A 26,976-nucleotide genomic window follows, 5' to 3' on the forward strand; every position below is an offset into this window, starting at 1 on the left:
ACCTCGCCATGCCCAGAAACCGCCGCACGCTCGCCGTAGCCCTCGCCCTGGTCGCCACCCCCGCACTGTCCGCCTGCGGCGGCGACTCCGCCGCCTCCGACGAGAAGGTCGTCACCGTCTACAGCGCCGACGGTCTCAAGGGCGAGAACGGCGACGGCTGGTACGACCAGGTCTTCGCCGACTTCGAGAAGGAGACCGGCATTAAGGTCGAGTACGTGGAGGGCGGCTCCGGCGAGATGGTGCAGCGCGCCGTCCGCGAGAAGAGCAACGCCCAGGCCGACGTGCTGGTCACGCTGCCGCCGTTCATCCAGCAGGCCGACGGCAAGGGACTCCTCCAGAAGTACGTCCCCGCCGGCGCCGACCAGGTGAGCGGGGCCGACAAGTCCGCCGACGGGACGTGGACCTCTGTCGTCAACAACTACTTCGGGTTCATCTACAACAAGAAGGAGCTGGCCGAGGCGCCCACCACCTGGGAGGAGCTGCTGGACGCCAAGTACAAGAACAAGCTCCAGTACTCGACCCCGGGTGTCGCCGGTGACGGCACGGCCGTCCTCATCAAGGCGATGCACGACTTCGGCGGCGAGGAGGCCGCCCTGGAGTATCTCGGCGAGCTCCAGTCCAACAACGTCGGCCCCTCCGCCTCCACCGGCAAGCTCGCGCCCAAGGTCGACAAGGGCGAACTCCTCGTCGCCAACGGCGATGTGCAGATGAACTACGCCCAGTCCAAGGACATGCCGAACCTCGGGATCTGGTTCCCGGCGAAGGAGGGCGGCGAGCCGACGACGTTCGCGCTGCCGTACGCGGCCGGTCTGGTGACGGACGCCCCGCATTCGGAGAACGGCAGGAAGCTTCTCGACTACATGCTCAGCCGCACCGCGCAGCAGCAGGTCAGCGAGATCGGGGGCGGATTCGCGGCCCGCGAGGACGTGAAGGCGTTCGACGCCGACGCGATCGCCCTCACCAAGCTCATGGACGGCGTCGAGATCTTCGAGCCGGACTGGGACGCCATCGAGAAGAACCTGACGGAGCACGTGGACAACTGGAAGTCGGCGACAGGCAGCTGACCTGGCTCGCGGCACCCCAGCGACCCAACCCTTCACCTCCCGGAGGAACACGTGACGTCTCAACCCACCCGCCGTACCGTGCTCGCCGCCACCGGGGCCGGAGCCGCAGCCCTCGCGCTCGGCACGTCCGCGGCGCACGCCGTGCCGACGCTGCCGGGCGGCACCAGCAAGGACAAGGTCCTCGTCATCGGCATGGACGGTCTGCGCCACGACCGGATCGCCGCCGCCAACGCCCCGCACCTGAAGGCCATGATGAGCGAGGGGACCTTCGGCACCTCCCTGCTGTACGCCAACCCCATGGCCGCCACCTCCTCAGGACCCGGCTGGTCGACCATCTCCACCGGCGTCTGGCCCGACAAGCACGGAGTCAAGGACAACACCTTCACCGGCAAGAAGTACGGCCAGTACCCCGGCTTCCTCGCCCGCCTCGCGCAGGTCAGGCCGGAGCTGTCCACGTACGCCGCCGTCGACTGGAAGCCCCTCGACACCCAGGGCACCGTCACCCCCGGCGCCGACGCCAAGCTGGTCCTCGACGGCGACGCCGACGGATACACCGGCCACGACGCCACCATCGCCGGCGAGGCCGAGGCCGTCCTGCGCGACCAGAACCCGGACGTCGTCTTCGTCTACTTCGGCCAGTCGGACATCGTCGGCCACAACTCCGGCGCGGGCAGCCAGGCTTACCTCGACCAGATCGCCGTACAGGACGCGTTCGTCGGCAGACTCCGCGCCGCGATCAAGGCCCGGCCCGGCTACTCCACCGAGCGCTGGACCGTCATCGTCACCACCGACCACGGCCACCTCGACGCGGGCGGCCACGGAGGGTCCGCGATCGAGGAGCGGCGTACCTTCGTCCTCGCCACCGGCCCCGGTATCGCCGCCGGTGCCCGCCCCGTCGACACCCGGCTCGTGGATGTCGTACCCACTGTCCTCAAGCAGCTCGGGATCACCGTCGATCCCGCCTGGGGGCTGGACGGCAAGCCGATCCAGGAGCGCTCCACCGATCCCTTCGACGCGCTCACCCTGTCCACCCGCACCGACGAGACGGGCATCCCGTCGACCGTCCTCGGCTACACGCACACCCCGCCCAGCGGCTGGTCGGTCATCAACAGCGCCATGGGGACCGGCGGGGTGACCGAGTGGCGCGGCTGGTCCTTCGCCACCGACGAGTTCTGGTCCCGCACCCAGCGCGACCAGTCCCGTGAACTCAACGTCCGCGCCCGCGGGGTCTTCGCCGTCGCCGACTCCGACGAGTGGTCGGACAAGACGTTCTCCGGCAGTTACGACACCACCCTGGTGACGCCCGCCCACGACGTCACCGGCAAGAGCACGGTCCGGCTGGACTTCGTCACCCTCTACCGTCAGGAAGGCGCCCAGACCGCCCAGATCCTCGCCTCCTTCAACGGCGGCACCCCGATCCTCGTCAAGAGCTACACCTCCGACGTCATCTCCCAGCCGCAGTCCCTCTCCGTACCCGTCCCCGCCGGCGCCTCCACCGTGAGCTTCCGCTTCCGCTACACCGGGTCCAACAACTGGTACTGGGTGATCGACGGGGTCAATGTGACGACTTCCTGATTACGCTGGGGGCGTCGGTACGCCGTGGTTCCGGCGCCCCCGCTCAAGCCCGTACGCACGCAGGAGTCACCAGCACATGGCAGACCGCAAGCCCATCGAGTCATGGCTCACCGACATGGACGGAGTGCTCATTCACGAGGGCGTGCCGATCCCCGGCGCCGACGCCTTCCTGAAGAGGCTGCGCGAGTCCGGCAAGCCGTTCCTGGTCCTCACCAACAACTCCATCTACACCCCGCGCGACCTGCACGCCCGGCTGCGGCGCATGGGCCTGGACGTGCCGGTGGAGTCCATCTGGACCTCGGCCCTGGCCACCGCCCAGTTCCTGGACGACCAGCGGCCCGGCGGCACGGCGTACGTCATCGGCGAGGCCGGTCTGACCACCGCGCTGCACGACATCGGGTACGTCCTCACCGACCACGAGCCCGACTACGTCGTCCTCGGCGAGACCCGCACCTATTCCTTCGAGGCCATGACCAAGGCCGTCCGGCTCATCAACGACGGCGCCCGGTTCATCTGCACCAACCCCGACGAGACCGGCCCGTCCACCGAGGGCCCGCTCCCCGCGACCGGCGCTGTCGCCGCCCTCATCACCAAGGCGACCGGCAAGAAGCCGTACTTCGCGGGCAAGCCCAACCCGCTGATGATGCGCACCGGCCTGAACACCATCGGCGCCCACTCCGAGACCAGCGCCATGATCGGCGACCGGATGGACACCGACGTCCTGGCCGGCATCGAGGCCGGAATGCAGACCTTCCTGGTGCTCACCGGCCTGACCGCGCCCGAGCAGGTGGAGAACTTCCCCTACCGGCCGTCCAAGATCGTGGACTCCATCGCCGACCTCGTCGACCGGATCTGAAACCCCGCGACGCCGCAATACGACCCGTACGGAGCAGTCGGGCCCCGCTGAGGATGCGGGGCCCGGCCCGCAGGAGGAGCCTCCAAGGTATCTGGAGGTTCACGATGGGCTCACTGAAGGTCACTCTCTGTGCGGGCGCCGCGCTGGTCGCGGCCCTGCTCCCCCCGGCGGCACACGCGGCGGACGGAGGCGGCATCTCGGTGAGCCCCGCCTCCCCCGCCCCCGGCTCCGACATCGCACTGCGGGTCACGGGCTGCACCGAACGGACGGCCACCGCCGTCTCGGCGGCCTTCGTCGCCGACGTGACGCTCACCCTCACCGGCGCCGAAGGCGCCCTGGTCGGCGAGAGCCGGGTGCGCTCCTCGCTCAAGGCCGGCGGCTACGAGGTGAAGGTCACCTGCGGCAGCGCCGCGCACAAGGCCACGCTCACCGTCGCGGACAGGCCCTCCGCGCCCGCCTCGCCCGTCGCCCCCGTCAGCGCGGGCGGCGGCGGCACCGCGGCCCGCCTCGCCGCCACCGACGCCCGCACCACCGGACCCGGCACGGCACACGCGGTGACCGGCCTGGTCCTCGCCGGGGTCGCGGCAACGGCCGTGGCGCTCAGAAGCGCCCGCCGGAGCCGCGGGACGGACTGACCCGGTGAACGGCCGGCTGCTGACCGGCACGGCCTGGGCGGTGCTGCTGCTCGGGCTGTGGCTGTGGGGTCGGGAGGTCACCGACGTACGGCACGGGACATCCGCGCCGACCACCGGCGACATGGCGGCGGTGGGCCGCCCGCCCCAGGTCGAACTGCCGCCCGCGGCCCGCCCGTTGGACCGGGCCCGGCCGCAGCGCATCGACATCCCCGGCCTCGGCGTGCAGGCGCCCGTGGTGGCCCGCGGCCTGGACGGGCAGGGCGCGGTCGACCCGCCGCCCTTCGACCAGCCCGGCATCGTGGGCTGGTACGCGGCCGGCACCGCACCCGGCGCGGCCGGCCCCGCACCCGGCGCGGCCGGCCCCGCCCTGATGGTGGGGCACGTCGACACCGAGACCCGGCCCGCCGTCTTCTACAAGCTCAGCGCGCTCAAACCCGGCCAGCCGGTCCGGGTGATCCGCGACGACGGCACGGTCGCCGAGTTCACCGTCGACGACGTCCAGGTCGTCGCCCGCGACCGCTTCGACCCCGCGCAGGCCTACGGCGCCCGCGAACCCGGCCGCGCCGAACTGCGGCTGATCACCTGCGGCGGCACCTTCGACCGGGCGAGCCGCAGCTACACGGCGAACGTGGTGGTGTCGGCGTATCTGACCGGGACGGGTCTGTGAGGTCACCGTGCCCGGTCGACGGCCCGCTCCCCCCGAAACCGCCGACCGGGCTGGTCCTCAACCGCGCACGCACGGGCTGCGGGAGTAACCCGGCGACCGGCGCGGGAGGCCTTGGAAAGCCACTGTGGGAGGTGGTGACAGGCCGGGGGCTGGGGCCGTCTGAGAAGACTCTAGAACGGATGCGGTCCCCGGCCTAGAGGTCAATTGACGTCAAGTCCCAGGTTGGTTGCGCTGCGTCATCCGCACAGGTGGTAAGCCGTTCTACCGCTGCGGACCGGAGGCGCCGCCGCCCTGCCGCAGCTCGGCGTCGTCCGCGGACCGGTCGATGACCGAGCGGGCCACCTGGTCCAGCGGCAGCCGACGCCGCCGCGCGTACTGCCGCAGCACCATGAACGCCTGATCGGCCCCGGTCTGCCAGCGCTCGGCGAGCATCCCCTTGGCCTGCTCGATGCGCACCCTGCTGGACAGCGCCGCCTGCAACTGGCCCGCCAGGGTGCGGTACTGCGTGTACGTGCGGTGGTTCTGCAGCCCGACGGCCGCCGCGTCGGCCAGCGCCTGCGCCAGCCGCAGCTCCCCCGCGCTGCCGCCCGCGGAGTCGTCGGGCAGCGTCGGCGCGAACACGTTGAGCGCGCCGAGCAGCCGCTCCCGGCGGCGCAGCGGCACCGCGAAGGTAGCCGCGATGTCGTAGCGCAGCGCCCGCTCGGTGAAGGCCGGCCAGCGCGAACGCGCATGGGCGACCCGGATGGAGACCGGCTCGACCACCTTCCCGGTGCCGTAGCTGTCCAGGCAGGGCCCGCCGTCGGCCTGCGCCTGGAGCAGGTCGAGCGCGAGCTCGGCCTGGCCGCTGCTGCCGGCCAGCGACACCGTGCGGCCCTGCTCGATCAGCATGATCCCGACCGCCCGCGCGGCGAGCAGCTCCACGCAGCGGTCCGACACCTGCCGTAAGTAGTCGTCGGCGTCGAAGCCGTCGGTGAGTGTGTCCGAGGCCTCCAGCAGAGCCTCTGCCAGCCGGATCTCCCTCATGGTGTGGTGCATGGCCCCCGCCCTCGCCTTCGTCAGCAGCCGCTCCCGCACCGGCGCACCTACCCCCGCCCCCGGAGGTGTAACAGGTCTCCGACAAGGCACGGCCGATCTCGTGTGCCCCACGGCACGTATGTCAGGATTGAGCCTTGGAACAGTGCACCCAAGGGGGAGTTGGATGTACGGCAGCAGGGGGGCCCGCAGGGGGGCGACCGCGGTGGTGCTGGGGGCGGCACTGCTGATCGCGGGATGCTCCTCCTCGGACGACGGCGGCGACGAGCCGGATGACGCCGGCGCCGCCATCACCCAACAGCCCAAGGAGGTCGACCCGTTCTGGGTCAACCCGGGAGGAAACGCGGCCCAGCAGGTCGCCGACTACGAGAAGGCCGGCAAGGACGCGAACGCCGAACAGATCCGCAAGATCGCCGAGCAGCCGACCGGCGAGTGGATCGGCCCCGAGAACCCGGAGGACGAGGCCCGCGGCTTCACCGAGGCCGCCGACAAGGCGGGCCGCACGGCCCTGCTGGTCCTCTACAACATCCCGCACCGCGACTGCGGCCAGTACTCACAGGGCGGCGCCGCCGACGGCAACGCCTACCGGTCCTGGATCGACGGTGTGGCCAAGGGCATCGGCGACCGCTCGGCGACGGTCATCCTGGAACCGGACGCAGTCCTGCACCTGGTGGACGGCTGCACCCCGGACGAGTTCCACGAGGAGCGCTACGACCTCCTCAAGGGCGCCATCACCAAGCTCAAGTCGCTGCCGAACACCAAGGTGTACCTCGACGCGGGCAACGCCGGCTGGGGCCACCCCGACCAGATCTTCGAGCCGCTCCAGTGGGCGGGCATCGACCAGGCCGACGGCTTCTCGGTCAACGTCTCGAACTTCTACACCACCGAGTCCTCCGTCAAGTACGGCAAGGACCTCTCCGCCAAGGTCGGCAACAAGCCCTTCGTCATAGACACCAGCCGCAACGGCAACGGCCCCTACGAGGAGGGCGACCCGGGCGAGCGCTGGTGCAACCCGCCGGGCCGCGCCCTGGGCGAGACCCCGACGACGAAGACCGCGGACCCGCTCGTCGACGCCTACGTCTGGGTCAAGCGCCCGGGGGAGTCGGACGGGGAGTGCAAGGGGGGTCCGAAGGCGGGGGAGTGGTGGGCCGAGTACGCGCTCGGTCTCGCCAAGGCGTCCCAGTGACCATCCCCGCGCCCCGGGAGGGGCGCGGGGAGCCGTCCTAGGGGACCTGAACCCACTGTGCCTCCGACGGCACCCCCTGGTCGTCCACGGCGAACAGCATGTACCACCCGGCCTGAACAAGGTTCTTGTTCTTCGGCACCGTCACCGTGACCTTGTTCCCCTCCGTCTTGAAGTCCAGCGCGACGGACCGCTGGTCCACGTCCGTCACATGCGTGGCCGCGCTGGGACGGATCAGCCGCACCTTCTTGATGGACGCGGCGTGCTGCGAGGTGTACGTCCCCGACTCGCCGCGCTCGATGGACTGCTCGCCCCCGGACAGCGACGGCCGGGACCCCTGGTAGAGATACGGCGGCGTGTAGATCTCGATCCGCTGCTCGAACTTCCCCGGCTTGGTGTTTGCCTTGTCGCTGTAAAGCGAGTCCGACCCGAAGAACATGACCCGGCCGTCGGGCAGCAGAATCGACCCGGAGTGGTAGTTCCGCCCGACCAGCGGATCGGCGACCTGGTCGAGGGAGTTGCTGTCCGGGTGGTAGATCCGCGCCTCAAGAATGTTGGAGTCGCCGCGCCCGCGATAGTCCTCGGACCCGCCCGACACCAGCACGGTGTCGTCCGGCAGCACGGACGCCTGCGGATACCGCGTGCCCTTGTCCATCGACGGCCCGTCCACGAACTTCGGGTCGTCCGCCTTCAGATCGATGATCCGGGTCTTCTCGCTGGACAGCTTGGACTCACCGACGCCGCCACCGCCGATCACCATGTACTTCTCGTCCTGCGCCGGAGGCAGCAGCACGGTCCCGGACGTCTCCAGCTTGTCGGCGTCGCTCAGCCCCGGCAGCTTGGTGAACTTGTTGCTGTCCACGTCCCAGATGCCCGGGTCACGGCCCACGTCGTCAGGCCCGTAGCCCGCGTTCGACCCCGAGTAGAAGACCTTGCCGTTCTGCATCAGGAACAGCGCCGGATAGGTCGGGAACTGCCGGATCTTCTCCGTGTACGTCCACTTCTTGGTCTCGGGGTCGTAGAGCTCGTTCTTGCCCGGCACCAGCTGACCGATGTCGTCGAGCCCGGAGACGCTGAGGATCTTCCCGTCGCTCAGGGTGGTGAGCGTCGGGTACCAGCGGGCCTCCTTCATCGGGTCGACCTTGATGTACTTCTCGGCGACCGGGTCGAACTCGTAGGCGTCCCGGATGCCCTGGAAGTCCTTCTTGTCGAGGGCGAGCTTCTGCGCGATGCCGTACGTGTTGCGCGCGTCGGCACCTGACAGGCCCTGCACCCGGTAGTTGTCCTCGGTGCCGGTCTCGTACTTGGAGCCGCTCTGCTGCGCCTCGACGTAGATCCGGCCGAGGCCGGGGTCGTTGCGCAGGAACTCGCCGGTCGCCTTGTCGAAGACCTTCTTCGCGCGCGGCACCAGCACCGGGTCCTTGGAGACGAACGTCTTGCCGTTCTCCTTGCCGGTGAACTTGGTGCCCGCGGGCAGCGTGATCGGCTCGTCCGGGTTCTCGTTGTGGACGATCATCAGGCCGCCGGCCTTGGTGACATCGCCCTTGAGCTTCTCGTACCGCTTCGTACCGCCCGCGATCAGCAGATTGCCGTTCGCCAACTGCGTGTGGCCCGTGCAGAACAGGTCGCTCGGGGTCGGCACCTTCTTGATGGTGCCCTTGACCGGGTCCCAGATCCGGGTGTCGAACTTCTTCGCGTCGAAGTTGTCCTGGTTGTTGCCCGAGCCCGCGACGAGCAGCACCTTTCCGGTGCGCAGCAGCGCCGCGTGAATGGTGTTCTGCCGGTATTCCTCGGGGAAGTCGACGATCTCCCAGTGACCGTTGTCCGCTTTGTACTCGGGTCGGTTGATCTGGTACTGGTGGTATTTCTCGGTCCCGAAGCGGTAGAGCCACGGCCCGTTCATCCCGGCCAGCGCGAGCACCACCGCCGTGCCTATCGCGAGTCGACGGACACGGCGGCGGCCGGCCTGGTCTTTCATTCCTTACGTCCCCCAAGTCCACCCAGGGCGATCTGCATGGTCTGGTCGGTGCCGCCGCCCTGCGAGGCGGCCCAACTCGGCTTGTGCTGCGGGCTGTGGTGCGCGCCGGCCTGCGCCGGGAGCGGCTGCGCCTGGTGCGGCACCACCGGGGCGACCGCCTCCTGCGGCTCGGCGGCGACCGGCGGCTTCTTCTTCGCCTGCCGCAGCATGTGACGCCACGCGAAGACCGGCGTCGCGGTGATCAGCATGGCGAACGTCGCCCAGATGACCATCGCGGGGTGGGAGTGCCCGTACACGAAACCGGCGGCGATCGACGCGCCGAAGATCAGGATGAAGTACCAGTGGTAGCGGAAGGTCCCGAACCAGCGGTCGGGGCTGGCCGAGTCGCCCTTGGGGGTCACGACGAACTTGCTCTTGCGGCGCAGCACCGAGTCGATCAGCGCCTTGGCGTACAACGGCGCCGACAGCGCGGACATGACCATGCCGGCCACACCGCCGGAGCCCTCGGGCTCGTGCGGCGAGACGTTGTGGCGGCGGTTCCAGACGTAGAGGCCGATCTGGAGCGCGGAGGCGTTGCCGTAGAGCATCAGCCAGATCGTGGGGTCGATGTTCACACCCGAGGCACCCAGGCCCAGGAACAGGGCGCAGCTCAGCGCGGCCAGGATCCAGTTCAGGGCGGACATCGGGTAGAAGATGATCATCATCGTGTAGTTGAAGAGCTTGCTCGGCGGCAGCGAGTACCAGCCCTTCCAGTACTGCTTGAGGATCGTCTCGTACGTCCCTCGCGACCAGCGCATCTGCTGGGTGAAGAAGTCCGTCCAGGCGCTCGGGCCCTCGCCGACCGCGAGCACGTCCGGGGTGTAGACCGAGCGCCACTTCTTGCCCGTCGCCGGGTTCTTGTGGCGGTGGATCTCGAAGCCGGTGGCCATGTCCTCGGTGATCGAGTCGTACAGGCCGCCGATCTGCTTCAGCGCCTTGATGCGTACGGCGTTGGAGGTGCCCACGAACATGGGGGCGCCGTACTTGTTGCCCGCGCGCTGGATCAGGGCGTGGAAGAGGAACTGCTGCGACTCGGCGGCCTTGGTGACGAAGTTGTCGTAGTTGCCGTAGACCTGCGGGCCGATGACGAAGCCGACGTTCGGGTCGCGGAAGAAGCCGAGCATGCGCTCCAGGTAGTTGGGGAGCGGCACATGGTCGGTGTCGACGGAGGCGAAGTAGTCGTAGTCGTCGCCGTGGGCGTCGAGCCAGGCGTTGTAGTTGCCGTGCTTGGTCTTGGCGCGGTGCGGGCCCTTGGGCTGGTTCCACTTCGCGATGCCCTTGCGGGAGAAGTGGTGCACGCCGAGCCGGGCGCAGACCTCCTTGACGGCCGGGTCGTCGCCCTCGTCGAGCAGCCAGACATGCAGAAGGCCCCGGTGGCGCAGCTTGACCGCGGCCTCCAGGGTCTTCGTCACCATCTCCAACGGCTCCTTGCCGGGCACGAAGGAGGTCAGGAACGCCACTCTTGTGCCGGTCTCGGGCACCACTGGGATCGGGTCGCGGGCGACCAGGGTGGCGTGCGCGTTGGACAGCACGTTCATGCAGCGGAAGAACTCGATCAGGCCGATCGAGACGAGCATCACGATGTCGAGCGCCGGCAGGAAGTCGTACTCGACGTAGTCGCGTTCGGTCCAGTGCTCGGGCTGGAGCAGCCAGGCCAGCAGCACCAGCGAGAGCAGCGGTGCGGCGGCGAGCATCAGGGCGACGCGGATGCGGTGCGGCTCCTGCGAGATCAGGGAGCGGTACTGCACCCGGTACGGCTTGTTCGGATCGGGCTGGGTGAGGGGACCGGCCAGCCGGCTGTAGTGCTCGTAGTCGTATTTGGGCAGCGTCTTCTTGATGCGCCGGAACGCCCCGGTCCGATGAGTAGGCACTCTGAGCTGAGTGGTCTGTGACGGGTCGGAGTTCGGCCGGGCGCCCGTCGGCGTCGACGTCATGAGTCATCCCCCCACACGCAGGTCACCGCGTGTCTGTCGGTTCCTTCGTCTGCTTCGGTCCCCCTCGACCTTCACAGACGTATCAGTGGTGGGTCACCGTCACCACATCTTCCACTTCATAGACATGGAAACGCGACCTTCCGGTTGCATGATGCCCCCCTCGGCATCCGTTCATTGACGGGGCCCCTCTCCCCGCAATCGGACAACCGGCTCCTTGCCCCCCAACTACCGCGAATCCGCGGCAGCTTGAAGAACCAGGGTTCTACGGCGTTCAGCATGATCGCAAGATGCGAAACGCGGTGTTTACCGGTCATACGCGTTCATTGTGGCGCCTGTGGGGGTCTTGTGTACCGGTTGTGGACACCCGGGCACGGATGTTGCCGAAGTGCTCCCTTATGGCTCCTTCCGCCCGCAGCGCATCACCGGACCGCACCGCGTCCAGGATCTCGCGGTGCTGCCGGCAGGTGATCATCGGATCCTGCGGCTCGCCCCCGAGGTCCGTGCGGACCCGGTGGAACGCGTCCCAGAACGCCTCCAGGACCTCGCTCAGCAGCACGTTGTCCAGCCCCCGGTAGAGGGTGGCGTGGAAGGCCCGGTCGGTCTCGGCCAGGCCCGCACCCCGCGCGGCCTGCTCTTCCATACGGTCGACGAGCCCGTCCAGTTCAACGAGGTCCTGTTCCGGGATCCGGCCCGCGAGCCGGGAGGCCAGCCCCGTCTCCACGGCCTCCCGCAGTTCCAGCAGCTGGAGCAGGCTGTCCTCGCCCCGGTAGTGCCCGGCGACCGTGCGGAAGGCGAGGCCCTCGATCATCGGGGCCAGCGACATCGGGCCGACGTACGTCCCGAACCCGTGCCGGATCTCCACGATGCCCATGGCCTGGAGCGCCTTGAGCGCCTCGCGCACCGAGTTCCGGCTCGCGCCCAGGAACTCCATCAGCTCCGGCTCCGTCGGCAGCGGGGCCCCGGAGCCCAGCCGGCGGTCGATGATGAGCTTCTTGATCCGCTCCTGGAGGTCTCGCGCTGCCATGGCGAGAGGGTAGCGGCCCGGTTACGCAGAAAGCCCCTCGTGTGCACGAGGGGCTTCCTCAAAGGCGAAGGCCCCCCGCTTTCGCGAAGGGCCTTCACTGTCTGTGCGCCGCCAGGGACTCGAACCCCGGACCCGCTGATTAAGAGTCAGCTGCTCTAACCAACTGAGCTAGCGGCGCCTGCTGACGTGAGAACTCTACCGGACCTGCGGGGGTGCTCCGGACCGCGTCGGAGGCGCGGGGGCGGCCCCGTACATCATTCGGACCGTCAACATGCGCGTCCGGAAGACAGTTGAGAAACTGACGAACGTGTACAGGCGCGGATATTTCCACCTGGAGTGTGAGGGGAATCGCATGGAGACTCCGGTATTCGAGGAATTCGATCCCGCGAGCGACTGCGACTGCCCCGGCTGCGTTCACCGGCGCCGCGCCACGGCGCATTCCGCGACCGGCCGGACGGGCGGCGGCCCGGCCCACCGGACGGTGATCGTGGCGGCGGCCACCGCGGTCCTCGGCGCCGCCCCTGCCGTACCGGCGCTCGCGGCCCCCCAGGCACCCGACCGGCCTAGCGTTCCCGCAGGTGACGAGCCCGATACCCCGCAGGGGAGCAAGGCCCCGCTGCACGGCCCGAGCGGCACCCCGGCCCGGCCCGCCAAGCCCCCGGAGACCACCCGCGCGGAGATCATCAAACGGGCCAAGGAATGGGTCGCGGCGAGAGTGCCGTACAGCATGTCCCGGTACTGGGCGGACGGATACCGGCAGGACTGCTCGGGATTCGTCTCGATGGCCTGGAACCTGCCCGGGAACGAATGGACGGGCAGCCTCGACCAGTACGGAACGCGCATCCCCAAGGAAGAGCTCCAGCCCGGCGACATTCTGCTGTTCCACAATCCGGCGGACCCCGAGAAAGGCTCGCACGTCACCATTTTCGGCGGCTGGACCGACTACACGCACACCTACTACATCGCCTACGAGGCGACCCGCCCGTATGCCCGCAAGCAGGCCACCCCGTACGCCTACTGGAGCAATTCCGCCCGGTATCTCGCCTACCGCTACAAGGGGCTCGCGGGCGGTACGGCGGGGTCGGAGCCGGACGCCCCGGAGCCGGCCGCGGCGCCCTACCCGGGCCGGGTCCACTTCGGGCCCGGGGCCAACAACAAGTACGTCACCCAGCTGGGCCGCATGCTCGTCGAGCGCGGGGCCGGCCACTACTACTCCTCCGGGCCCGGCCCTCGCTGGTCGGACGCGGACCGCCGGGCCACCCAGGCCTTCCAGCAGGCGCAGGGCTGGCGGGGCCGGGACGCGGACGGGCTGCCGGGGCCGGAGACCTGGGCGCTGCTCGTCACGGGCCGGGGCAAGGACGTCCGGGCGGGGGCGGCCGGGGCGCCCGCCCCGTCCACGGCGGCGCCCGGATATCCGGGGCGGGCGGCATTCCGGCCGGGGGCGAAGAGCACCTACGTCACGCTGCTCGGGAAGCAGCTCGTGAAGAAAGGGTTCGGCAAGTACTACACGAGCGGTCCGGGTCCGCGCTGGGGCGAGGCGGACCGCCGGAACGTCGAGGCCTTCCAGCGCGCCCAGGGATGGCGGGGCGGCGCGGCGGACGGCTACCCGGGCCCGGAGACCTGGCGGCGGCTGTTCTCGTAACGGCGACCCACAACCCACAACCCACAACCCGCATCCCCTGTTGCACCCCTGCTGTACCCCCTGTTGTGACGCATCTGGCGCGGAGGCTGGAGGCACGCATGAGCACGACCACTTCTTCTACGTCTTCTTCGACCCCGGAGTCCGAGGGGCCACGGCCCGCCCGGCTCATCCAGAACGAGGCGACCACCGAGATCCCCGTCCACCTGCTGTTCCGCGACGACCCCGACCCGGTGGCCGTGCCGATCGGGCCCGCCGTCGTGGCACGCCGGCAGGGGACGGGGGAGCAGCCGCGGCTGCGCAGGCCTACGGCGGTGACCCCGCGTCCGGCGCCGGAGGTCGACCCCGAGCTGACGGAGCGGCCCGCGCGGGTGCTGCCCGGGGCGGTCGGGGTGCTCGCCGGGGCCTGCGGGGCGGCGGGCTGCGCGGTCACCTCGTGGTGGGCGGGCGCGCTGCCGCCGCTCGCGCTGGACGCGCTCGGGCTGCCGGCGGCCACGGCGGCGGGCCTGGGACCGGTGCAGTGGGCGGCGTATGCCGGGGCCGGGGCGCTCGGCCTGGTCGGCTTCGGCGGGCTGGCCCGCGGCCGGACCGGGCGGGCCTGGGTGCTCGGTCTCTTCGGCCGCTACCGGGGGACGGTCCGCCGGACCGGTCTGATGTGGGTCAACCCGCTGCTGCTGCGCCGCCGGGTCGACGTACGGCTGCGGCACTGGCGCAGCGAGGCCCTGCCGGCCGCCGACGGCAACGGAGTCGCGCTGCGGGTGGTGGTGCTGGTGGTGTGGCGGGTGCGGGACACCGCGCGGGCCACGTTGGGTGTCGAGGACCACGAGTCGTACCTGCGCGAGTGCGTCGAGGCGGCGCTGGCCCGGGTGCCGGTGGAGCCGCCGGGCGGTGCACAGGGCGCGACGGAGGCGGCCGGGGAGGCGCTGACCCGGCTGGTGGCGGCGGACACGGCGCCGGTGGGCCTTGAGGTGTTCTCGGTGCAGCCGGTGCGGGTGGAGTACGCCCCCGAGGTCGCCGCCGCGATGCACCGCCGGCGGATCGCCGCGCTGGACGCGCGGCACCGGGCGAGCGTGCTCACCTCGGTCGTCGACTCGGTGGAGGACACGGTGACGCGGCTGACCATGCGCGGCCTGGTCGAGCTCGACGACTACGAGCGCAAGGCGCTGGTGAAGGACCTGACGGTGGCGTTCTGCGCGGGCCGCGGGGAAACGGGATCGTGATTGGTATGGACATGTTCAACTGACGGTCCTACTCTCAGACTTGGTCTAGACCTACCTGCACAGCTCACTGAAACTCCCCCACGTTCTCCAGGAGCGGCAGCATGCGCAGAAAGACCAAGTTGTCTGCCGCCGTGGTCGGACTCGCCACCACCGGAGCACTGGTGCTCTCCTCCGGCGGAGCCAGCGGCCACGGCTACACCGACCTCCCCATCAGCAGGCAGAAGCTCTGCCAGAACGGCACCGTCACCAACTGCGGCCCGATCCAGTGGGAGCCGCAGAGCGTCGAGGGCCCGAAGGGCTTCCCGGGCTCCGGCCCGGCCGACGGACAGATATGCAACGCGGGACTGAGCCAGTTCAGCCAGCTCAGCTCGCCGCGCACCCCGTCGGGCGGCACCTGGCCGGCCACCAAGGTGACGGGCGGTCAGAGCTACACGTTCCGCTGGCAGTTCACCGCCATGCACGCCACGACGGACTTCAAGTACTACATCACCAAGCCGGGCTGGAACCAGAGCCACAACCTCGCCCGCTCCGACCTCAACCTCACCCCGTTCCTGACGGTGCCGTACAACGGCCAGCGCCCGCCGTCGACGCTCTCGCACAGCGGCACACTGCCGTCCGGGCTCAGCGGACGACACGTCATCCTCGCGGTGTGGACGATCGCCGACACGGGCAACGCCTTCTACGCCTGCTCGGACATCACGTTCTGAGCATCGCTTGAGCAACTCCGCCACCCCCCACGGGTACGTTCCCCCTACGCCGACCCGACCAAGTCGGCGTAGGGGAGCGGTATCCGACCTCGGGGGAGCACCATGGACTTCTTCTTCTACCTGGTACCCGGCCTGATCCTGGCCGTGGTCCTGCTCGGCGCCCACCGGCTGGTGCGCCGCGCTCTGCGGCTCCGCCGCGCCTGGAACAGCGGCCTGACGGCCGAGGGGCGCTGTCTGCGGATGTTCACGACGACCCACGGCGGCAGCGGTGACACCTCGGTGAGCACCACGCTCCACCACGTCTACGAGTTCACCGCGCGCGACGGCCGCGTCGTCCGCTTCGAGGAGGAGGACGGCCCGGCGACGACGCTGGAGGGTGACTTCGTCACCGTCCACTACGCCGAGGGCGGCGAGATCTTCGCCACGGCCAAGGCCCCGCGCCGGGCCGGACTCGCGGCCGCCACCGTCGGCGCCCTGGCCTTCCTCGGCGTGATCGCGGTGTTCTGCGTCGGCTTCATGGTCACGTACCACAAGATGTCCGACGAGTTCGGGTTCGGTTCCGGCGAGGGCACCGACATCGGCGACACCGTTGTGATCGACGGCGAGACGCTGACCCCGTGGCCCTCCACAACTGACGACTAATCAATTACCGTGCGCCGCCATGGAGTCCACAGGGCGTACGGTCGCGGAGCTCGTCGCCGGCCGGTGGGGCGACCACCGGGCCGGGCTGTGGTTCGAGGGGCGTGCGCTCACCCACCACGAGGTGGCGGCGGGCGCGGCGGCCCGGGCGGCGCTGCTGGCCGATCTGATGCCGGCGGGCTCCGAGCCGCATATCGGGGTTCTGCTCGACAACACCCCGGAATACCCGCTGTGGTTGAGCGCGGCGGCCCTCGCCCGGGCCGCCGTCGCGGGCATCAACCCCACCCGCCGCGGCCCGGAACTGGTCCGGGACATCCTGCACACCGAGTGCCGGATCCTGATCACCGAACCGGCCCGCCTCCCGCTCCTCGACGGCCTCGACCTGCCCGGCGTCCGCCTGCTGCTGACCGGTTCGGAAGAGTACGACGCCCTCCTCGCGCCCTACGCCGACGCCCGGCCGGACGCCTCCCGGGCCGACCCGGGCGACCGGCTGCTGCTGTGCTTCACCTCCGGCTCGACCGGCGCTCCGAAGGCCGCGATCTGCACCCAGGGGCGCCTGGCCGCCGCCGGCCGGGCGCTGGCCGGGCAGTTCGGGGTCCGGCCCGACGACGTGCACTACATCTGCATGCCGATGTTCCACGGCAACGCGGTCATCGCCGACTGGGCTCCCGCCCTCACGGCCGGGGCGGGCGTGGCCCTGCGGCGGCGGTTCTCCGCCTCCGGCTTCCTCGCGGACGTACGGGCCTACCGGGCGACGTACTTCACCTACGTGGGCCGGGCGATCCAGTACGTACTGGCCACCGAGGAGCGCCCCGACGACCGGGACAACCCCCTGCGCGTCGGCTTCGGCACCGAGGCGGGGGCGGCGGACGCGGCGGCCTTCGAGCGGCGGTTCGGGGTGCGGCTGGTGGAGGGCTACGGGTCCTCGGAGGGCGGCGCGGCCGTGCAGTGGTCGCCGGGCACGCCGGCCGGTGCGGTGGGGCGGGCGGCGCCCGGTCTCGTCGTACTCGATCCGGAGACGGGGGAGGAGTGCCCGCCCGCACGCTTCGGCCCGGCCGGGCGGCTGCTGAACGGGGACCGGGCGATCGGGGAGCTGGTGAACCGCGGGCCGAACCCCTTCGAGGGCTACTGGCGCAACCCCGAGGCCGAGGCCGAACGGCGCCGGGACGGTGCGTACTGGACCGGCGACCTCTTCTGCCGGGACGCCGACGGCTACCTGTACTTCGCCGGGCGGGCCGACGACCGGCTCCGCGTCGACGGCGAGAACCTGGCCGCCGCGATGATCGAGAACATCCTCGCCCGGTACGAGGGGGTCGACTCCGTCGCCGTCTATCCGGTGCCGGATCCCGTGACCGGGGACCAGGTGATGGCGGCCATCGCCGGGGTCTTCGAGCCGGTGGCGTTCACCGGGTTCCTGGCCGCCCAGCCCGACCTCGGGACGAAGATGGCTCCCCGCTTCGTCCGGGTGCTGGAGCGGATGCCGGTCACCGCAACGAACAAGATCCACCGAGCGCTGCTGAGAAGGGAGGGCGTGCGGTGTACGGACCCGGTGTGGTGGCGCCCGCCCGGGGAGCGGACCTACCGGCGACTGACCCCGGAGGACGCCGAAGGGCCCCTCGTTTCCACGAGAGGCCCTTCATCTGTGCGCCGCCAGGGACTCGAACCCCGGACCCGCTGATGCTGCATCTTCTGGGGGATAACCCCCAGACCCCCAGCCGACTGCCCCGGCGCCTGGGGGAAGCCTGGTCAAAAGCGAAGGCCCCCCGCTTCCGCGAAGGGCCTTCACCGTTTGTGCGCCGCCAGGGACTCGAACCCCGGACCCGCTGATTAAGAGTCAGCTGCTCTAACCAACTGAGCTAGCGGCGCATGACTCTCGCCACGCTCGCTTTCGCGGCTGGCGACGAAGAAAATACTACCTGGTCTGGAGGGGTGCTTCTGACCACGGCCAAGTGGACCCACCCAGGGGCGCGGGGCTGTATCAATGTGCGGCTCCGCCGCGTGGGCGCGACCAGCCCCCACGCGCCCACAGGCGAAGAAACTACCTAGATCGCCAAAGACAAGAGCACCGGCGCCGCATTCCGGTTCAGCGCATCCGCCGCCTGCCGGAGGCGATGCGCGTGCTCCACCGGCAGGGACAGTGCCAGGCACCCGACGGAGGCCCCCGCGGTGATCGGGACCGCCGCGCACACCGTGCCCACCGCGTACTCCTGGAGGTCCAGGACCGGCACGGTGGCCGGCTGGGACTCCAGTCGGGACAGGAGCAGCCGGTCGCTGGTGATCGTGCGCGAGGTCAGGCGCGCCATCTTGTGCCGGGAGAGATGATCCCGGCGGCCGTTGTGGTCGAGCTGGGTGAGCAGGCTCTTGCCGACCGCCGTGGCGTGGGCCGAGTAGCGGAAGTCCACCCACTCGTTCACCGCGGGGGTGTCCGGTCCGTCGGCGTACTGTGTGACCTTCACCTCACCGTCGACGTACCGGCTGATGTACACGGCTGCGCCGACCGAGTCGCGCAGCCGGTCCAGCGTGCGCTGGAGTTTCTCGCGCAGGGCGTCCTCGCGGTCGTGCGCGGAGCCGAGGCGGGTCAGTGCCTCGCCCGTCACATACGCGCCGTCGGTGACCTGCTCGACGTATCCCTCGCGGCGCAGCATCCTCAGGAGGCTGGTCAGGCGCTCCGGGCTGAGGGCGGTGTGCCGCGCGAGTTCGACGTCGGTGATTCCTGTGGTGTGCCGCGCCACGGTTTCCAGGACGCGCAGGGCGTCCTGGGCCGAGTGGTACGGCGCGGTCGGCTCGTGCTTCAGCGCCACGGTTTCCCCCTGCGCTCGCTCAGTCGCACTAGTTACTGTGCCGTGATCCGGTCAGCGAATCCTCTCCACGATAACCGGCAAACGGCTTGTAGTGAGCGGCTGTTGACGAGATTGTGTCGCCCTCAGCAGCACCGCTGGCACTCTGGCATATGCCAAAGTCATGACCCAGCCAGCGGACCTCGTGGATTGGCGCCTTCACATCCCGTAGTCAGAGAACCGCACTGAGAAATTCCCGCGTCCGGTCCTGCTCCGGTTCGCTGAAGATCTTCTCCGGCGCGCCCGCCTCGATGACCCGTCCGGAGTCGAACATCAGCACCTGGTCCGAGATGTCCCGGGCGAAATTCATCTCGTGGGTCACACAGAGCATCGTGATGTCGGTGGAACGCGCGATGTCCCTGAGCACGTCGAGGACGCCCGCGACCAGCTCCGGGTCGAGCGCCGAGGTCACCTCGTCCAGCAGCAGCACCTGCGGCCGCATCGCCAGCGCGCGGGCGATCGCCACCCGCTGCTGCTGGCCGCCGGACAGCTGGGCGGGGTGCTTGTCGACATGGTCGGTCAGCCCCACCAGCTCCAGCAGGTCCCGGGCCCGCTCCTCGGCCTCGTCCCGGGACATGCCGAGCACGGTCACCGGGGCCTCGGTGATGTTCCTCAGGACGGTCATGTTCGGGAACAGGTTGAACTGCTGGAACACCATCCCGATCTTCTTGCGGACCTCGCGGACCTGCTTCTCCGGCGCCGGGAACAGCCGCTCCCCGTCCACGGTGATCGTGCCCTCGTCCGGCTTGGTCAGCGTCATCAGCAGCCTGAGGATCGTGGTCTTGCCCGACCCGGACGGCCCGATGAGCGTGACGTGCTTGCCGGCCCGGACCGAGAAGTCCAGGTGGTCGAGGACCGTGTGCTCGCCGAACCGCTTGGTGACCTGCTCCAGCCGGATCAGCTCGCCGCTGGAGCGCTTGTCGGCGGGGTTCATGTCGGGACTGTGCTGGATGTCAGTGGACAAGGCGTCGCTCCAGGGCTCGCAGAAGAAGGGAGGCCAGATAGGAAATGACGATGAAGGCCGCGCCGATCACCGTCAGGGGCTCGGTGAACTGGAAGTGCTCCTGGGAGAACAGCCGCGCCTGGCCGAGCATGTCGAGCACGGTGATCGCCATCAGCAACGGCGTGTCCTTGAGCATCGCGATCACGTAGTTGCCGAGGGCGGGGACGACCCGGCGGATCGCCTGCGGCAGGATCACCGCCGTCCACGTCCTGCGCAGCGGCAGATTCAGCGCCGTCGCGGCCTCCCACTGGCCGACCGGCACCGCCTCGATGCCGGCCCGGTAGACCTGCATCGTGTACGTCGAGTAGTGCAGCCCGATGCCGACCACACCGGTGGTCAGCGCCGAGAAGGTCAGGCCCCACTCGGGCAGCACGTAGAAGAGGAAGAACAGCTGCACCAGCAGCGGCGTGTTGCGCACGAACTCGGTGACCACGCCGACCGGCCAGCGCACCCAGCGGGTGGGCGTGCGCATCAGCAGCGCCCAGACCAGGCCCAGCGCGAAGGAGATCAGCGAACCGAGGGCGAGGGCCTGAAGGGTGACCCACAGCCCGTCCCAGAACAGCGGCATGAAGTCGCTCACGGCGTTCCAGTCCCAGGTCATGCGACACCACCGCCCACGAGCTCCCGCCGCTTCGCCGGCTCCGGCCGCTTCCCGACCCCCGCCTTCAGCTTCCGCTCAAGACCCCGCATCACCCGGGTGAGCAGGAAGGCGATCACGAAGTAGATGAGCAGGAGGTACGTGTAGATCTCCGCGCTCTCCTGGAGTGCGAGGCGTACCAGGTTGCCGCTGAACGCCAGATCGCCCATGCCCATGACCGACACCAGGGCGGTGCCCTTGAGCAGCTCGATCAGCAGATTGGAGAACGGCGGGATCATCTCCGGCACCGCCTGCGGCAGCAGGATCAGCCGCATCCGCTGCCAGGGTGTGAAGCTGAGGGCGATACCGCCCTCCTTCTGCGCCGGGTCGACCGCCGTCAGCGCGCCGCGCACGATCTCCGAGCCGTATGCGCCGTACGTCAGACCGAGCGCCAGCGTGCCCGCCCACATCGGCACCAGCTGCCAGCCGAAGGCCGTGGGCAGCACGAAGAACACCCAGAAGATCATCACCAGCGCGGAGGTCCCGCGGAACACCTCGGTGTAGAAGCCCGCGAGGAAGCGGACGATCCACAGCCGGTGGGTGCGGGCGATGCCGACCACGAACGACACGGCCGCGGCCAGCAGCGCGCTGAACACGAGCAGCTGGACGGTGACCCAGACGCCCTTGAGTACGAGTTCCCAGAGTCCCGAAGTCATCCGCCGCACAGCTCCTTCGCGGTCAGATCGGTCATCTCCGCCTCCGTGAAACCGAACGGCTTGAGGATGCGCAGCAGTTCGCCGCTCTTCTTCAGCTTGTGCAGCTCGACGTTGAACGCGTCGCGCAGATTCGTCTCGGTCGGCCGGAACGCGAAGGCGCCGCCGTCGACATGGGGTTCGCCGCCGACGATCGGTTTGAAGGGCTCGGTCGACTCGGCCTTGTTCGACTTCTTCACCACCGCACGGGTGGTCACCGCGGTTCCCGCGAAGACGTCGACCCGGCCGGCCTCGACCGCGTTCAGCCCCGCGACCTGGTCCGGGACGATGAGGATGTCGCTCTCCTGGTATCCGGCCTCGACCGCGTACTGGATCTCCGCATAACCGGTGCCGGTCGCGAACTTCGCCTTCTTCTCGACGACGTCCTGATAGTTGTTCAGACCCTTTGGATTGCCCTTGCGGACGATGAACGCGTCGAGCATCTGGTAATCGGGATCGGCGAAGATGACCTGCTCACAGCGCTCGGGATTCACATACATCCCGGCCGCCACGACATCGAACTGCTGGGAATTCAGCCCGGGAATCAGCGAGCCGAACTCCGTCGGCACCGGCTGGACCCGGTCCACCCCCAGCCGCTTGAAGATCACCTCCGCGAGCTCGGGTGCCTCACCGGTCAGCTCGCCGTCCGTGTTGATGTATCCGAACGGGATCTCACCCGCGATCCCGAGCCGTACGACACCTGCCGCGCGCAGCCGTTCGAGCAGGTCACCGCCGTCCTCGGTGGAGGCGGTGGCCACCCGTGAGCAGCCGGCCGCGCCCAGCGCACCGAGCGCCGCCACCCCCGCGAGCAGCGATCGGCGGGTGGTTCCGGATGTGTGTTCGCCATGTTCCAGTGGTGGAGCCATGGCGGCGCGGCTACCCGGGAGCATGCGATGTATGCACCCTGGATTGCATGACTGATCGGTTCATCGAGGTGTCGCTCCTCAAACGGGACATCCACTGCACGGCGAAACTCCTGGACGACCGCGCACCGATCACCTGCGCGGCCGTCTGGGACGCCCTCCCGCTGAGCGGCGACGTCTACCACGCCAAATACGCCCGCAACGAGATCTACGCCCTCTTCCCGCCGTTCGCGAAATCGGAGCCACCCCTGGAAAATCCGACAGTTACCCCGATCCCCGGAGATCTCTGTTATTTCTCCTTCGCGGGCGCCGAACTCGGCACGAAGGCCTACGGCTACGACCGCGAGGTCCGCCCCGGCACCACCCTGGTCGACCTGGCCCTGTTCTACGAGCGCAACAACCTCCTGCTCAACGGCGATGTGGGCTGGGTGCCCGGCATCGTCTGGGGCCAGGTCGTCGAAGGGCTCGCGGAGATGGCGGACGCCTGCAACGACCTGTGGCGCTCGGGCGCCGCGGGGGAGACGCTCAGCTTCCGCCGGACATGAGCGCGTGGGCCGTGCGCAGCACCAGGTCGTCCCGGTGCCGGGCGGCCACGATCTGCAGGCCCACCGGCAGCCCGTCCCCGTCCCGGCCGACGGGGACGGTCGCCGCCGGCTGCTGCGTCATGTTGAAGGGGTACGTGAACGGCGTCCACCCCGTCCAGCGGCGGTGCCCCGACCCCTTGGGCACCTCGGCGCCCGCCTCGAACGCCGTGATCGGCAGCGTGGGGGTGACGAGCAGGTCGTAGGAGTCGTGGAAACGGCCCATCCGGCGGCCGAGTTCCATCCGTACGTCGACGGCGGCGAGGTAGTCGAGGGCGCTGTACCGGGTGCCCAGGCCGCAGATCTCCCGCAGGCCGGGGTCGAGCAACTCCCGCTGGTGCGGCCCGAGATGCTGGACGACCCGGGCGGCGCCGCTGAACCACAGGGTGTGGAAGGCGTCCACCGGGTCGGTGAAGTCCGGGTCGGTCTCCTCGACGTACGCGCCGAGCCCCGCGAGCCGTTCCACCGCCCGCCGCACCGCGGACGCCACCGCCGGCCGCACCGCCACCTGGCCGCCCAGCGACGGCGAGTACGCCACCCGCAGCCCGTGCACCCCGCCGCTCAGCCCCGCCGCGAAGGAGCCCGGCGGCGGGCCGAGCGCCGACCAGTCGCGGGAGTCCGGCACCCCGATGACATCCATCAGCAGCGCCGCGTCGGCCACGTCCCGGGTCATCGGCCCCACATGCGACAGCGTCCCGAACGCGCTCGCCGGATACAGCGGCACCCTGCCGTAGGTCGGCTTCAGCGCGAAGATCCCGCAGAAGGCCGCCGGGATACGGACGCTGCCGCCGCCGTCCGTGCCGAGGGCCAGCGGACCCGCGCCGAGCGCCACGGCCGCCGCCGCACCGCCGCTGGATCCGCCCGCGGTGCGCGTCGGGTCGTAGGGGTGGCGGGTGATGCCGGTCAGGGGTGAATCGGTGACGCCCTTCCAGCCGAACTCCGGGGTGGTGGTCTTGCCGAGGAAGACCGCGCCGTGTGCCCTCAGTCGCGCGACGGAGGGCGCGTCCTCGCTCCAAGTGCCCTTCTCCGCAATGGTTTTCGAGCCCTTGAGGGTGGGCGCCCCGCGTACCAGCAGTATGTCCTTGACCGTGACCGGGACCCCGTCCAGCAGCCCGGCCGGCTCCCCGCGCCGCCACCGCCCGGCCGAGGCCTCCGCCTGTTCGAGCGCCTGTTCCGCGGTGATCCGCACGAACGCGTTCACCTCCGGCTGGATCCGCTCGGCCCGCTCCAGTGCCGCGCGGGTGGCGTCCACCGGGCTGAACGCGCCCGTGCGGTAGCCGTCGAGGAGTTGTACGGCGGTCAGTGCGGTGAGGTCGGTCATCCATCCTCCAGCCGTGGGTGGTTCAGCGTCCCGGTACATACCCGCGCTGCTTGTCGACCACGTTCGGCAGCGTCCTGCCCGCCTCCCATCGCCCGAACAAGTCCACGAACTGCACGGCGAGTTCGTCCCGCCAGCCGACCGTGTCACCGCTCATGTGCGGGGACACGATCAGCCCCGGCAGCCCCCACAACGGGCTGTCGGGGCCGAGCGGTTCATGCGCGAACACATCCAGGGCGGCGCCCGCGATCCACCGCCGGGACAGCGCCCGAACGAGCGCCTCCTCGACCACGAGCTGCCCGCGGCCGACGTTGATGAACCGCGCGGAGGGCTGCATCACACCGAACCGGCGGGCGTCGAACATGCCGTACGTCTGCTCGGTGAGCGGCGCGGCGGCGATCACCCAGTCGGCGCGGGCGATCAGCCGGTCCAGGTCGTCGGGGCCGTGGATGCCGGTACGGGGCTCACGGCCGACGAGCGCGCAGGTGACGCCGAGGGCCTTGAGGGTGCGGACGACGGCCCGCCCGATGGGCCCGGAGCCCACGACACAGGCGCGGGTGCCGGCCACGCGCTGCGACTCACGGTGCCGCCAGGTTCGCTCTCCCTGAAACTCCAGCGTCCGCGGCAGATCCTTGGCCATGGCGAGCACGAGGGCGGCGACGTACTCGGCGATGGGCTCGTCGAAGATGCCGCGGGCGTTGGTGACGACCGTGTCGGAGGCGGCGAGCTCGGGGCACAGCAGATGGTCCACGCCCGCGCTCGCGGTGTGCACCCAGCGCGGACGCGGACCCTTGCCGGGCCAGGCCTCACGCACCGCGTACGAGGTGAAGTCCCACACCAGCAGCACATCGGCGTGCGGCAGCCGCTCGGCCAGGGTCGACTCGTCCGCGTGCTCGATCCGGGCGCGACCGGTGAGGCGCCCGAGGCGGGGAAGGGGGTCGGCGTCCAGCACGAGCAGGGTGGGCAAGGTCATCGGCAGCCGTTCCTCCGGGCCGGGGCCGGGCGTCTGACATGCGCGGATTGACCACGCTCGCACCCGAACCTACCTTCGTCAACACGGGCGGAGCCTACGGTCCGTTGCTCCCCTTTCCTCACGGTGAGGCCGGTGCCTGCCATGGATGTCTCCTTCCTCGGCGGACCACACCCACAACGCGGTGTAGGTGTAGTCGCCCCCTTTGACTTCGCCCTGGACCGCGAGCTGTGGCGCTGGGTCCCGGACGAGATCTCCCTGCATCTGACGCGCACGCCCTTCGTCCCGGTCGAGGTGAGCCTGGACCTGGCCCGCCTGGTCAGCGAGCACGAGACGCTGGCCGACGGCGTCCGCACCCTGAACGCGATCGCCCCCGAGGTGGTGGCCTACGCCTGCACCTCCGGCAGCTTCGTCGGCGGCATCGCGGGCGAGCGGGCGATGTGCGAGGCGATGACCAGGGCGGGCGCGGTGCCCTCGGTCACCACCTCGGGGGCACTGCTGGAGGCGCTGGCCGACCTCGGCGCACGACGGGTGGCGCTGGTGACGCCGTACACGATGTCGGTGACGCGGGCGCTGGAGGAGTACGTCGCCGAGGCGGGCGTCAGGGTGACGGGGTGTGCCTTCATGGGGCTGACGCGGCACATATGGAAGGTGCCCTACCGCGATGTGGTGGACATGGCGCACCGGGCGGCGCGGGCCGGCACGGACTGCCTGTTCATCAGCTGCACCAACCTGCCGACGTACGACGTGATCCCGCAGCTGGAGGCGGAGCTGCGCATGCCGGTGCTCTCGGCCAACCAGGTGACGATGTGGGCGGCACTGCGCCGGCTGGGTACCCGGGCGGTGGGACCGTACCAGGCGCTCATCGATCCGGCGGCGCGTGGCGGCCGTCCCGTACTCCCGGACGTGGAACAGCAGCAGGAAGGCTCGACATGACAGCACTCGGATTCCTCTACCCGGGCCACTCCGCCGAGGACGACTATCCACGCATCGAGCAGCTACTGGGCAGTGACATCCGGGTGGACCTGGTGCACACGGACATCGGCGAGGACGCCCACCGCGTCGACGCCCTGCGCGAGATGGGCTCACCGCAGCGGCTCGCCGCCGGCATCGAGTCCCTGCGCCTGTCCGGCGCCGAGGCGGTGGTGTGGGCCTGCACCAGCGGCAGCTTCGTCTACGGCTGGCAGGGCGCCCAGGACCAGGTACGCACCCTTGCCCGCACAGCCGGCATGCCGGCGTCCTCCACGTCCTTCGCCTTCGTCCACGCGGCCGCGGAGATCGGCGCACGCCGGGTGGCGATCGGCGCGACGTACCCCGACGACGTGGCCGCCCTCTTCGCCGACTTCCTCCGCGCGGGCGGTGCGGACGTGGTCGGCGTACGCGACTCCGGAATCATCACGGCCGCGGAGGTCGGCAAGTGGGGCGAAAAGGAGGTCCTCGCCCTCGCCAGGCAGGCCGACCACCCCGACGCAGACGCCGTCCTCCTCCCGGACACGGCCCTGCACACAGTGGCCCTGATCCCAACCCTGGAACGGGCACTCTCCAAGCCGATCCTCACAGCCAACCAGGTAACAGTCTGGGAAGCCCTGCGCCTAACAGACCGCCGAGTAAACGCCCCCGCCCTGGGCGCCCTGTTCACGAGGGAACCGATCGTGCAGGTGTGAGAGGGGGCGACGCGTTTCAGCCCGTCCGGCGTTCGAGGACGAGGCCGCAACCATCCCTGACCCCCACCCACCCGCAGGGGCCGCAGCCCCAGGCCGGGCACATCTGAGCACCGGTCGGTACCTCCAGCCCGTCCGGCGTTCGAGGACGAGGCCGCAACCATCCCTGACCCCCACCCACCCGCAGGGGCCGCAGCCCCAGGCCGGGCACATCTGAGCACC

At 70.1% G+C, this 26,976-nt stretch carries 25 protein-coding genes and 2 tRNA genes; 14 read left to right on the forward strand and 13 right to left on the reverse strand.

Features of this window, described 5'->3' with window-relative positions; translation table 11 throughout:
• The first annotated feature begins 8 nt into the window (after positions 1–8).
• From AB0Q90_RS32420 to AB0Q90_RS32440, 5 genes are all read left to right on the forward strand, one after another.
• Positions 9–1,064 carry a 2-aminoethylphosphonate ABC transporter substrate-binding protein gene (locus AB0Q90_RS32420; RefSeq protein WP_363163648.1) on the forward strand — a complete coding sequence of 352 codons (1,056 nt, stop codon included), beginning with the start codon at positions 9–11 and terminating at the stop codon, positions 1,062–1,064.
• A 51-nt stretch (positions 1,065–1,115) separates the two neighbouring features.
• Positions 1,116–2,639, forward strand: a complete 1,524-nt coding sequence (locus AB0Q90_RS32425; protein WP_363163647.1) for an alkaline phosphatase family protein — start codon at positions 1,116–1,118, stop codon at positions 2,637–2,639.
• A 76-nt stretch (positions 2,640–2,715) separates the two neighbouring features.
• Complete coding sequence (locus AB0Q90_RS32430) at positions 2,716–3,495, forward strand: HAD-IIA family hydrolase (RefSeq protein ID WP_363163646.1); 780 nt, start codon at positions 2,716–2,718, stop codon at positions 3,493–3,495.
• 104 nt (positions 3,496–3,599) lie between these two features.
• A complete protein-coding gene (locus tag AB0Q90_RS32435; RefSeq protein ID WP_363163645.1) occupies positions 3,600–4,130 on the forward strand; it encodes a hypothetical protein in 531 nt (176 codons plus the stop codon).
• Between the two features lie 4 nt (positions 4,131–4,134).
• Positions 4,135–4,797: a class F sortase gene (locus AB0Q90_RS32440; protein WP_363163644.1), complete on the forward strand. Its 663-nt coding sequence runs from the start codon at positions 4,135–4,137 to the stop codon at positions 4,795–4,797.
• A gap of 261 nt (positions 4,798–5,058) precedes the next feature.
• On the opposite strand, the gene AB0Q90_RS32445 is transcribed toward AB0Q90_RS32440, so the two are convergent.
• Positions 5,059–5,832, reverse strand: coding sequence for a GAF and ANTAR domain-containing protein (locus AB0Q90_RS32445; RefSeq protein WP_363163643.1), 774 nt, complete (start codon positions 5,830–5,832; stop codon positions 5,059–5,061).
• Positions 5,833–5,995: 163 nt separating this feature from the next.
• Between AB0Q90_RS32445 and AB0Q90_RS32450 the strand changes: the two genes are divergently transcribed.
• A complete protein-coding gene (locus AB0Q90_RS32450) occupies positions 5,996–7,015 on the forward strand; it encodes a glycoside hydrolase family 6 protein (RefSeq protein ID WP_363163642.1) in 1,020 nt (339 codons plus the stop codon).
• Positions 7,016–7,052: 37 nt separating this feature from the next.
• Here the strand turns inward: AB0Q90_RS32450 and AB0Q90_RS32455 are convergent, their stop codons facing one another.
• From AB0Q90_RS32455 to AB0Q90_RS32470, 4 genes are all read right to left on the reverse strand, one after another.
• A complete protein-coding gene (locus AB0Q90_RS32455) occupies positions 7,053–8,990 on the reverse strand; it encodes a kelch motif-containing protein (protein WP_363163641.1) in 1,938 nt (645 codons plus the stop codon).
• The gene (locus tag AB0Q90_RS32460) at positions 8,987–10,963 is read right to left on the reverse strand and encodes a glycosyltransferase family 2 protein (RefSeq protein WP_363163640.1); all 1,977 of its coding nucleotides are present in this window, start codon (positions 10,961–10,963) and stop codon (positions 8,987–8,989) included. Before AB0Q90_RS32460 ends, AB0Q90_RS32455 begins: the two co-directional genes overlap by 4 nt.
• Positions 10,964–11,273: 310 nt before the next feature.
• Positions 11,274–11,987 carry a FadR/GntR family transcriptional regulator gene (locus AB0Q90_RS32465; protein ID WP_363163639.1) on the reverse strand — a complete coding sequence of 238 codons (714 nt, stop codon included), beginning with the start codon at positions 11,985–11,987 and terminating at the stop codon, positions 11,274–11,276.
• Between the two features lie 104 nt (positions 11,988–12,091).
• Positions 12,092–12,165: transfer RNA gene (locus AB0Q90_RS32470), tRNA-Lys, on the reverse strand.
• 174 nt (positions 12,166–12,339) lie between these two features.
• Between AB0Q90_RS32470 and AB0Q90_RS32475 the strand changes: the two genes are divergently transcribed.
• The 5 genes from AB0Q90_RS32475 to AB0Q90_RS32495 all read left to right on the forward strand — a co-directional run bounded on the left by AB0Q90_RS32475 (position 12,340) and on the right by AB0Q90_RS32495 (position 17,870).
• On the forward strand, positions 12,340–13,629 hold the full coding sequence (locus AB0Q90_RS32475) for a peptidoglycan-binding protein (protein ID WP_363163638.1): 1,290 nt from the start codon (positions 12,340–12,342) through the stop codon (positions 13,627–13,629).
• 98 nt (positions 13,630–13,727) lie between these two features.
• Entirely contained in the window at positions 13,728–14,846 is a 1,119-nt protein-coding gene (locus tag AB0Q90_RS32480; protein ID WP_363163637.1) for an SPFH domain-containing protein, read from the forward strand.
• A gap of 101 nt (positions 14,847–14,947) precedes the next feature.
• Positions 14,948–15,553: a lytic polysaccharide monooxygenase gene (locus AB0Q90_RS32485; RefSeq protein WP_363163636.1), complete on the forward strand. Its 606-nt coding sequence runs from the start codon at positions 14,948–14,950 to the stop codon at positions 15,551–15,553.
• 102 nt (positions 15,554–15,655) lie between these two features.
• On the forward strand, positions 15,656–16,195 hold the full coding sequence (locus tag AB0Q90_RS32490) for a hypothetical protein (RefSeq protein ID WP_363163635.1): 540 nt from the start codon (positions 15,656–15,658) through the stop codon (positions 16,193–16,195).
• A 19-nt stretch (positions 16,196–16,214) separates the two neighbouring features.
• Positions 16,215–17,870, forward strand: coding sequence for an AMP-binding protein (locus AB0Q90_RS32495; protein WP_363163634.1), 1,656 nt, complete (start codon positions 16,215–16,217; stop codon positions 17,868–17,870).
• 114 nt (positions 17,871–17,984) lie between these two features.
• Here AB0Q90_RS32495 and AB0Q90_RS32500 read toward each other — a convergent pair.
• From AB0Q90_RS32500 to ehuB, 6 genes are all read right to left on the reverse strand, one after another.
• Positions 17,985–18,058 (reverse strand) — tRNA-Lys (locus AB0Q90_RS32500).
• 176 nt (positions 18,059–18,234) lie between these two features.
• The gene (locus tag AB0Q90_RS32505) at positions 18,235–18,993 is read right to left on the reverse strand and encodes an IclR family transcriptional regulator C-terminal domain-containing protein (RefSeq protein WP_363163633.1); all 759 of its coding nucleotides are present in this window, start codon (positions 18,991–18,993) and stop codon (positions 18,235–18,237) included.
• Positions 18,994–19,201: 208 nt separating this feature from the next.
• On the reverse strand, positions 19,202–19,963 hold the full coding sequence (gene ehuA / locus AB0Q90_RS32510) for an ectoine/hydroxyectoine ABC transporter ATP-binding protein EhuA (RefSeq protein WP_363163763.1): 762 nt from the start codon (positions 19,961–19,963) through the stop codon (positions 19,202–19,204).
• Positions 19,964–19,982: 19 nt separating this feature from the next.
• Positions 19,983–20,633, reverse strand: a complete 651-nt coding sequence (gene ehuD, locus AB0Q90_RS32515) for an ectoine/hydroxyectoine ABC transporter permease subunit EhuD (RefSeq protein ID WP_363163632.1) — start codon at positions 20,631–20,633, stop codon at positions 19,983–19,985.
• Positions 20,630–21,325 carry an ectoine/hydroxyectoine ABC transporter permease subunit EhuC gene (gene ehuC, locus AB0Q90_RS32520; protein WP_363163631.1) on the reverse strand — a complete coding sequence of 232 codons (696 nt, stop codon included), beginning with the start codon at positions 21,323–21,325 and terminating at the stop codon, positions 20,630–20,632. Before ehuC ends, ehuD begins: the two co-directional genes overlap by 4 nt.
• Positions 21,322–22,227 carry an ectoine/hydroxyectoine ABC transporter substrate-binding protein EhuB gene (ehuB, locus tag AB0Q90_RS32525; protein WP_363163630.1) on the reverse strand — a complete coding sequence of 302 codons (906 nt, stop codon included), beginning with the start codon at positions 22,225–22,227 and terminating at the stop codon, positions 21,322–21,324. The genes ehuC and ehuB overlap by 4 nt, the downstream gene beginning before the upstream one ends.
• 47 nt (positions 22,228–22,274) lie before the next feature.
• On the opposite strand from ehuB, the gene AB0Q90_RS32530 reads away from it, so the two are divergent.
• Positions 22,275–22,769: a DUF3830 family protein gene (locus AB0Q90_RS32530; protein ID WP_363163629.1), complete on the forward strand. Its 495-nt coding sequence runs from the start codon at positions 22,275–22,277 to the stop codon at positions 22,767–22,769.
• Here the strand turns inward: AB0Q90_RS32530 and AB0Q90_RS32535 are convergent.
• Entirely contained in the window at positions 22,750–24,126 is a 1,377-nt protein-coding gene (locus tag AB0Q90_RS32535) for an amidase (protein ID WP_363163628.1), read from the reverse strand. The genes AB0Q90_RS32530 and AB0Q90_RS32535 overlap by 20 nt on opposite strands.
• Before the next feature lie 22 nt (positions 24,127–24,148).
• Positions 24,149–25,096 (reverse strand): D-2-hydroxyacid dehydrogenase, encoded by a 948-nt coding sequence (locus AB0Q90_RS32540; protein ID WP_363163627.1) that lies wholly within the window; start codon positions 25,094–25,096, stop codon positions 24,149–24,151.
• Between the two features lie 141 nt (positions 25,097–25,237).
• Between AB0Q90_RS32540 and AB0Q90_RS32545 the strand changes: the two genes are divergently transcribed.
• Together AB0Q90_RS32545 and AB0Q90_RS32550 are read left to right on the forward strand one after the other, a co-directional pair.
• Complete coding sequence (locus AB0Q90_RS32545; protein ID WP_363163762.1) at positions 25,238–26,029, forward strand: decarboxylase; 792 nt, start codon at positions 25,238–25,240, stop codon at positions 26,027–26,029.
• Positions 26,026–26,757 carry a decarboxylase gene (locus AB0Q90_RS32550; RefSeq protein WP_363163626.1) on the forward strand — a complete coding sequence of 244 codons (732 nt, stop codon included), beginning with the start codon at positions 26,026–26,028 and terminating at the stop codon, positions 26,755–26,757. Before AB0Q90_RS32545 ends, AB0Q90_RS32550 begins: the two co-directional genes overlap by 4 nt.
• Positions 26,758–26,976 lie beyond the last annotated feature (219 nt).

Origin of the sequence: Streptomyces sp. NPDC079141, assembly GCF_040686775.1 — a bacterium.
Classification (GTDB): Bacteria; Actinomycetota; Actinomycetes; order Streptomycetales; family Streptomycetaceae; genus Streptomyces.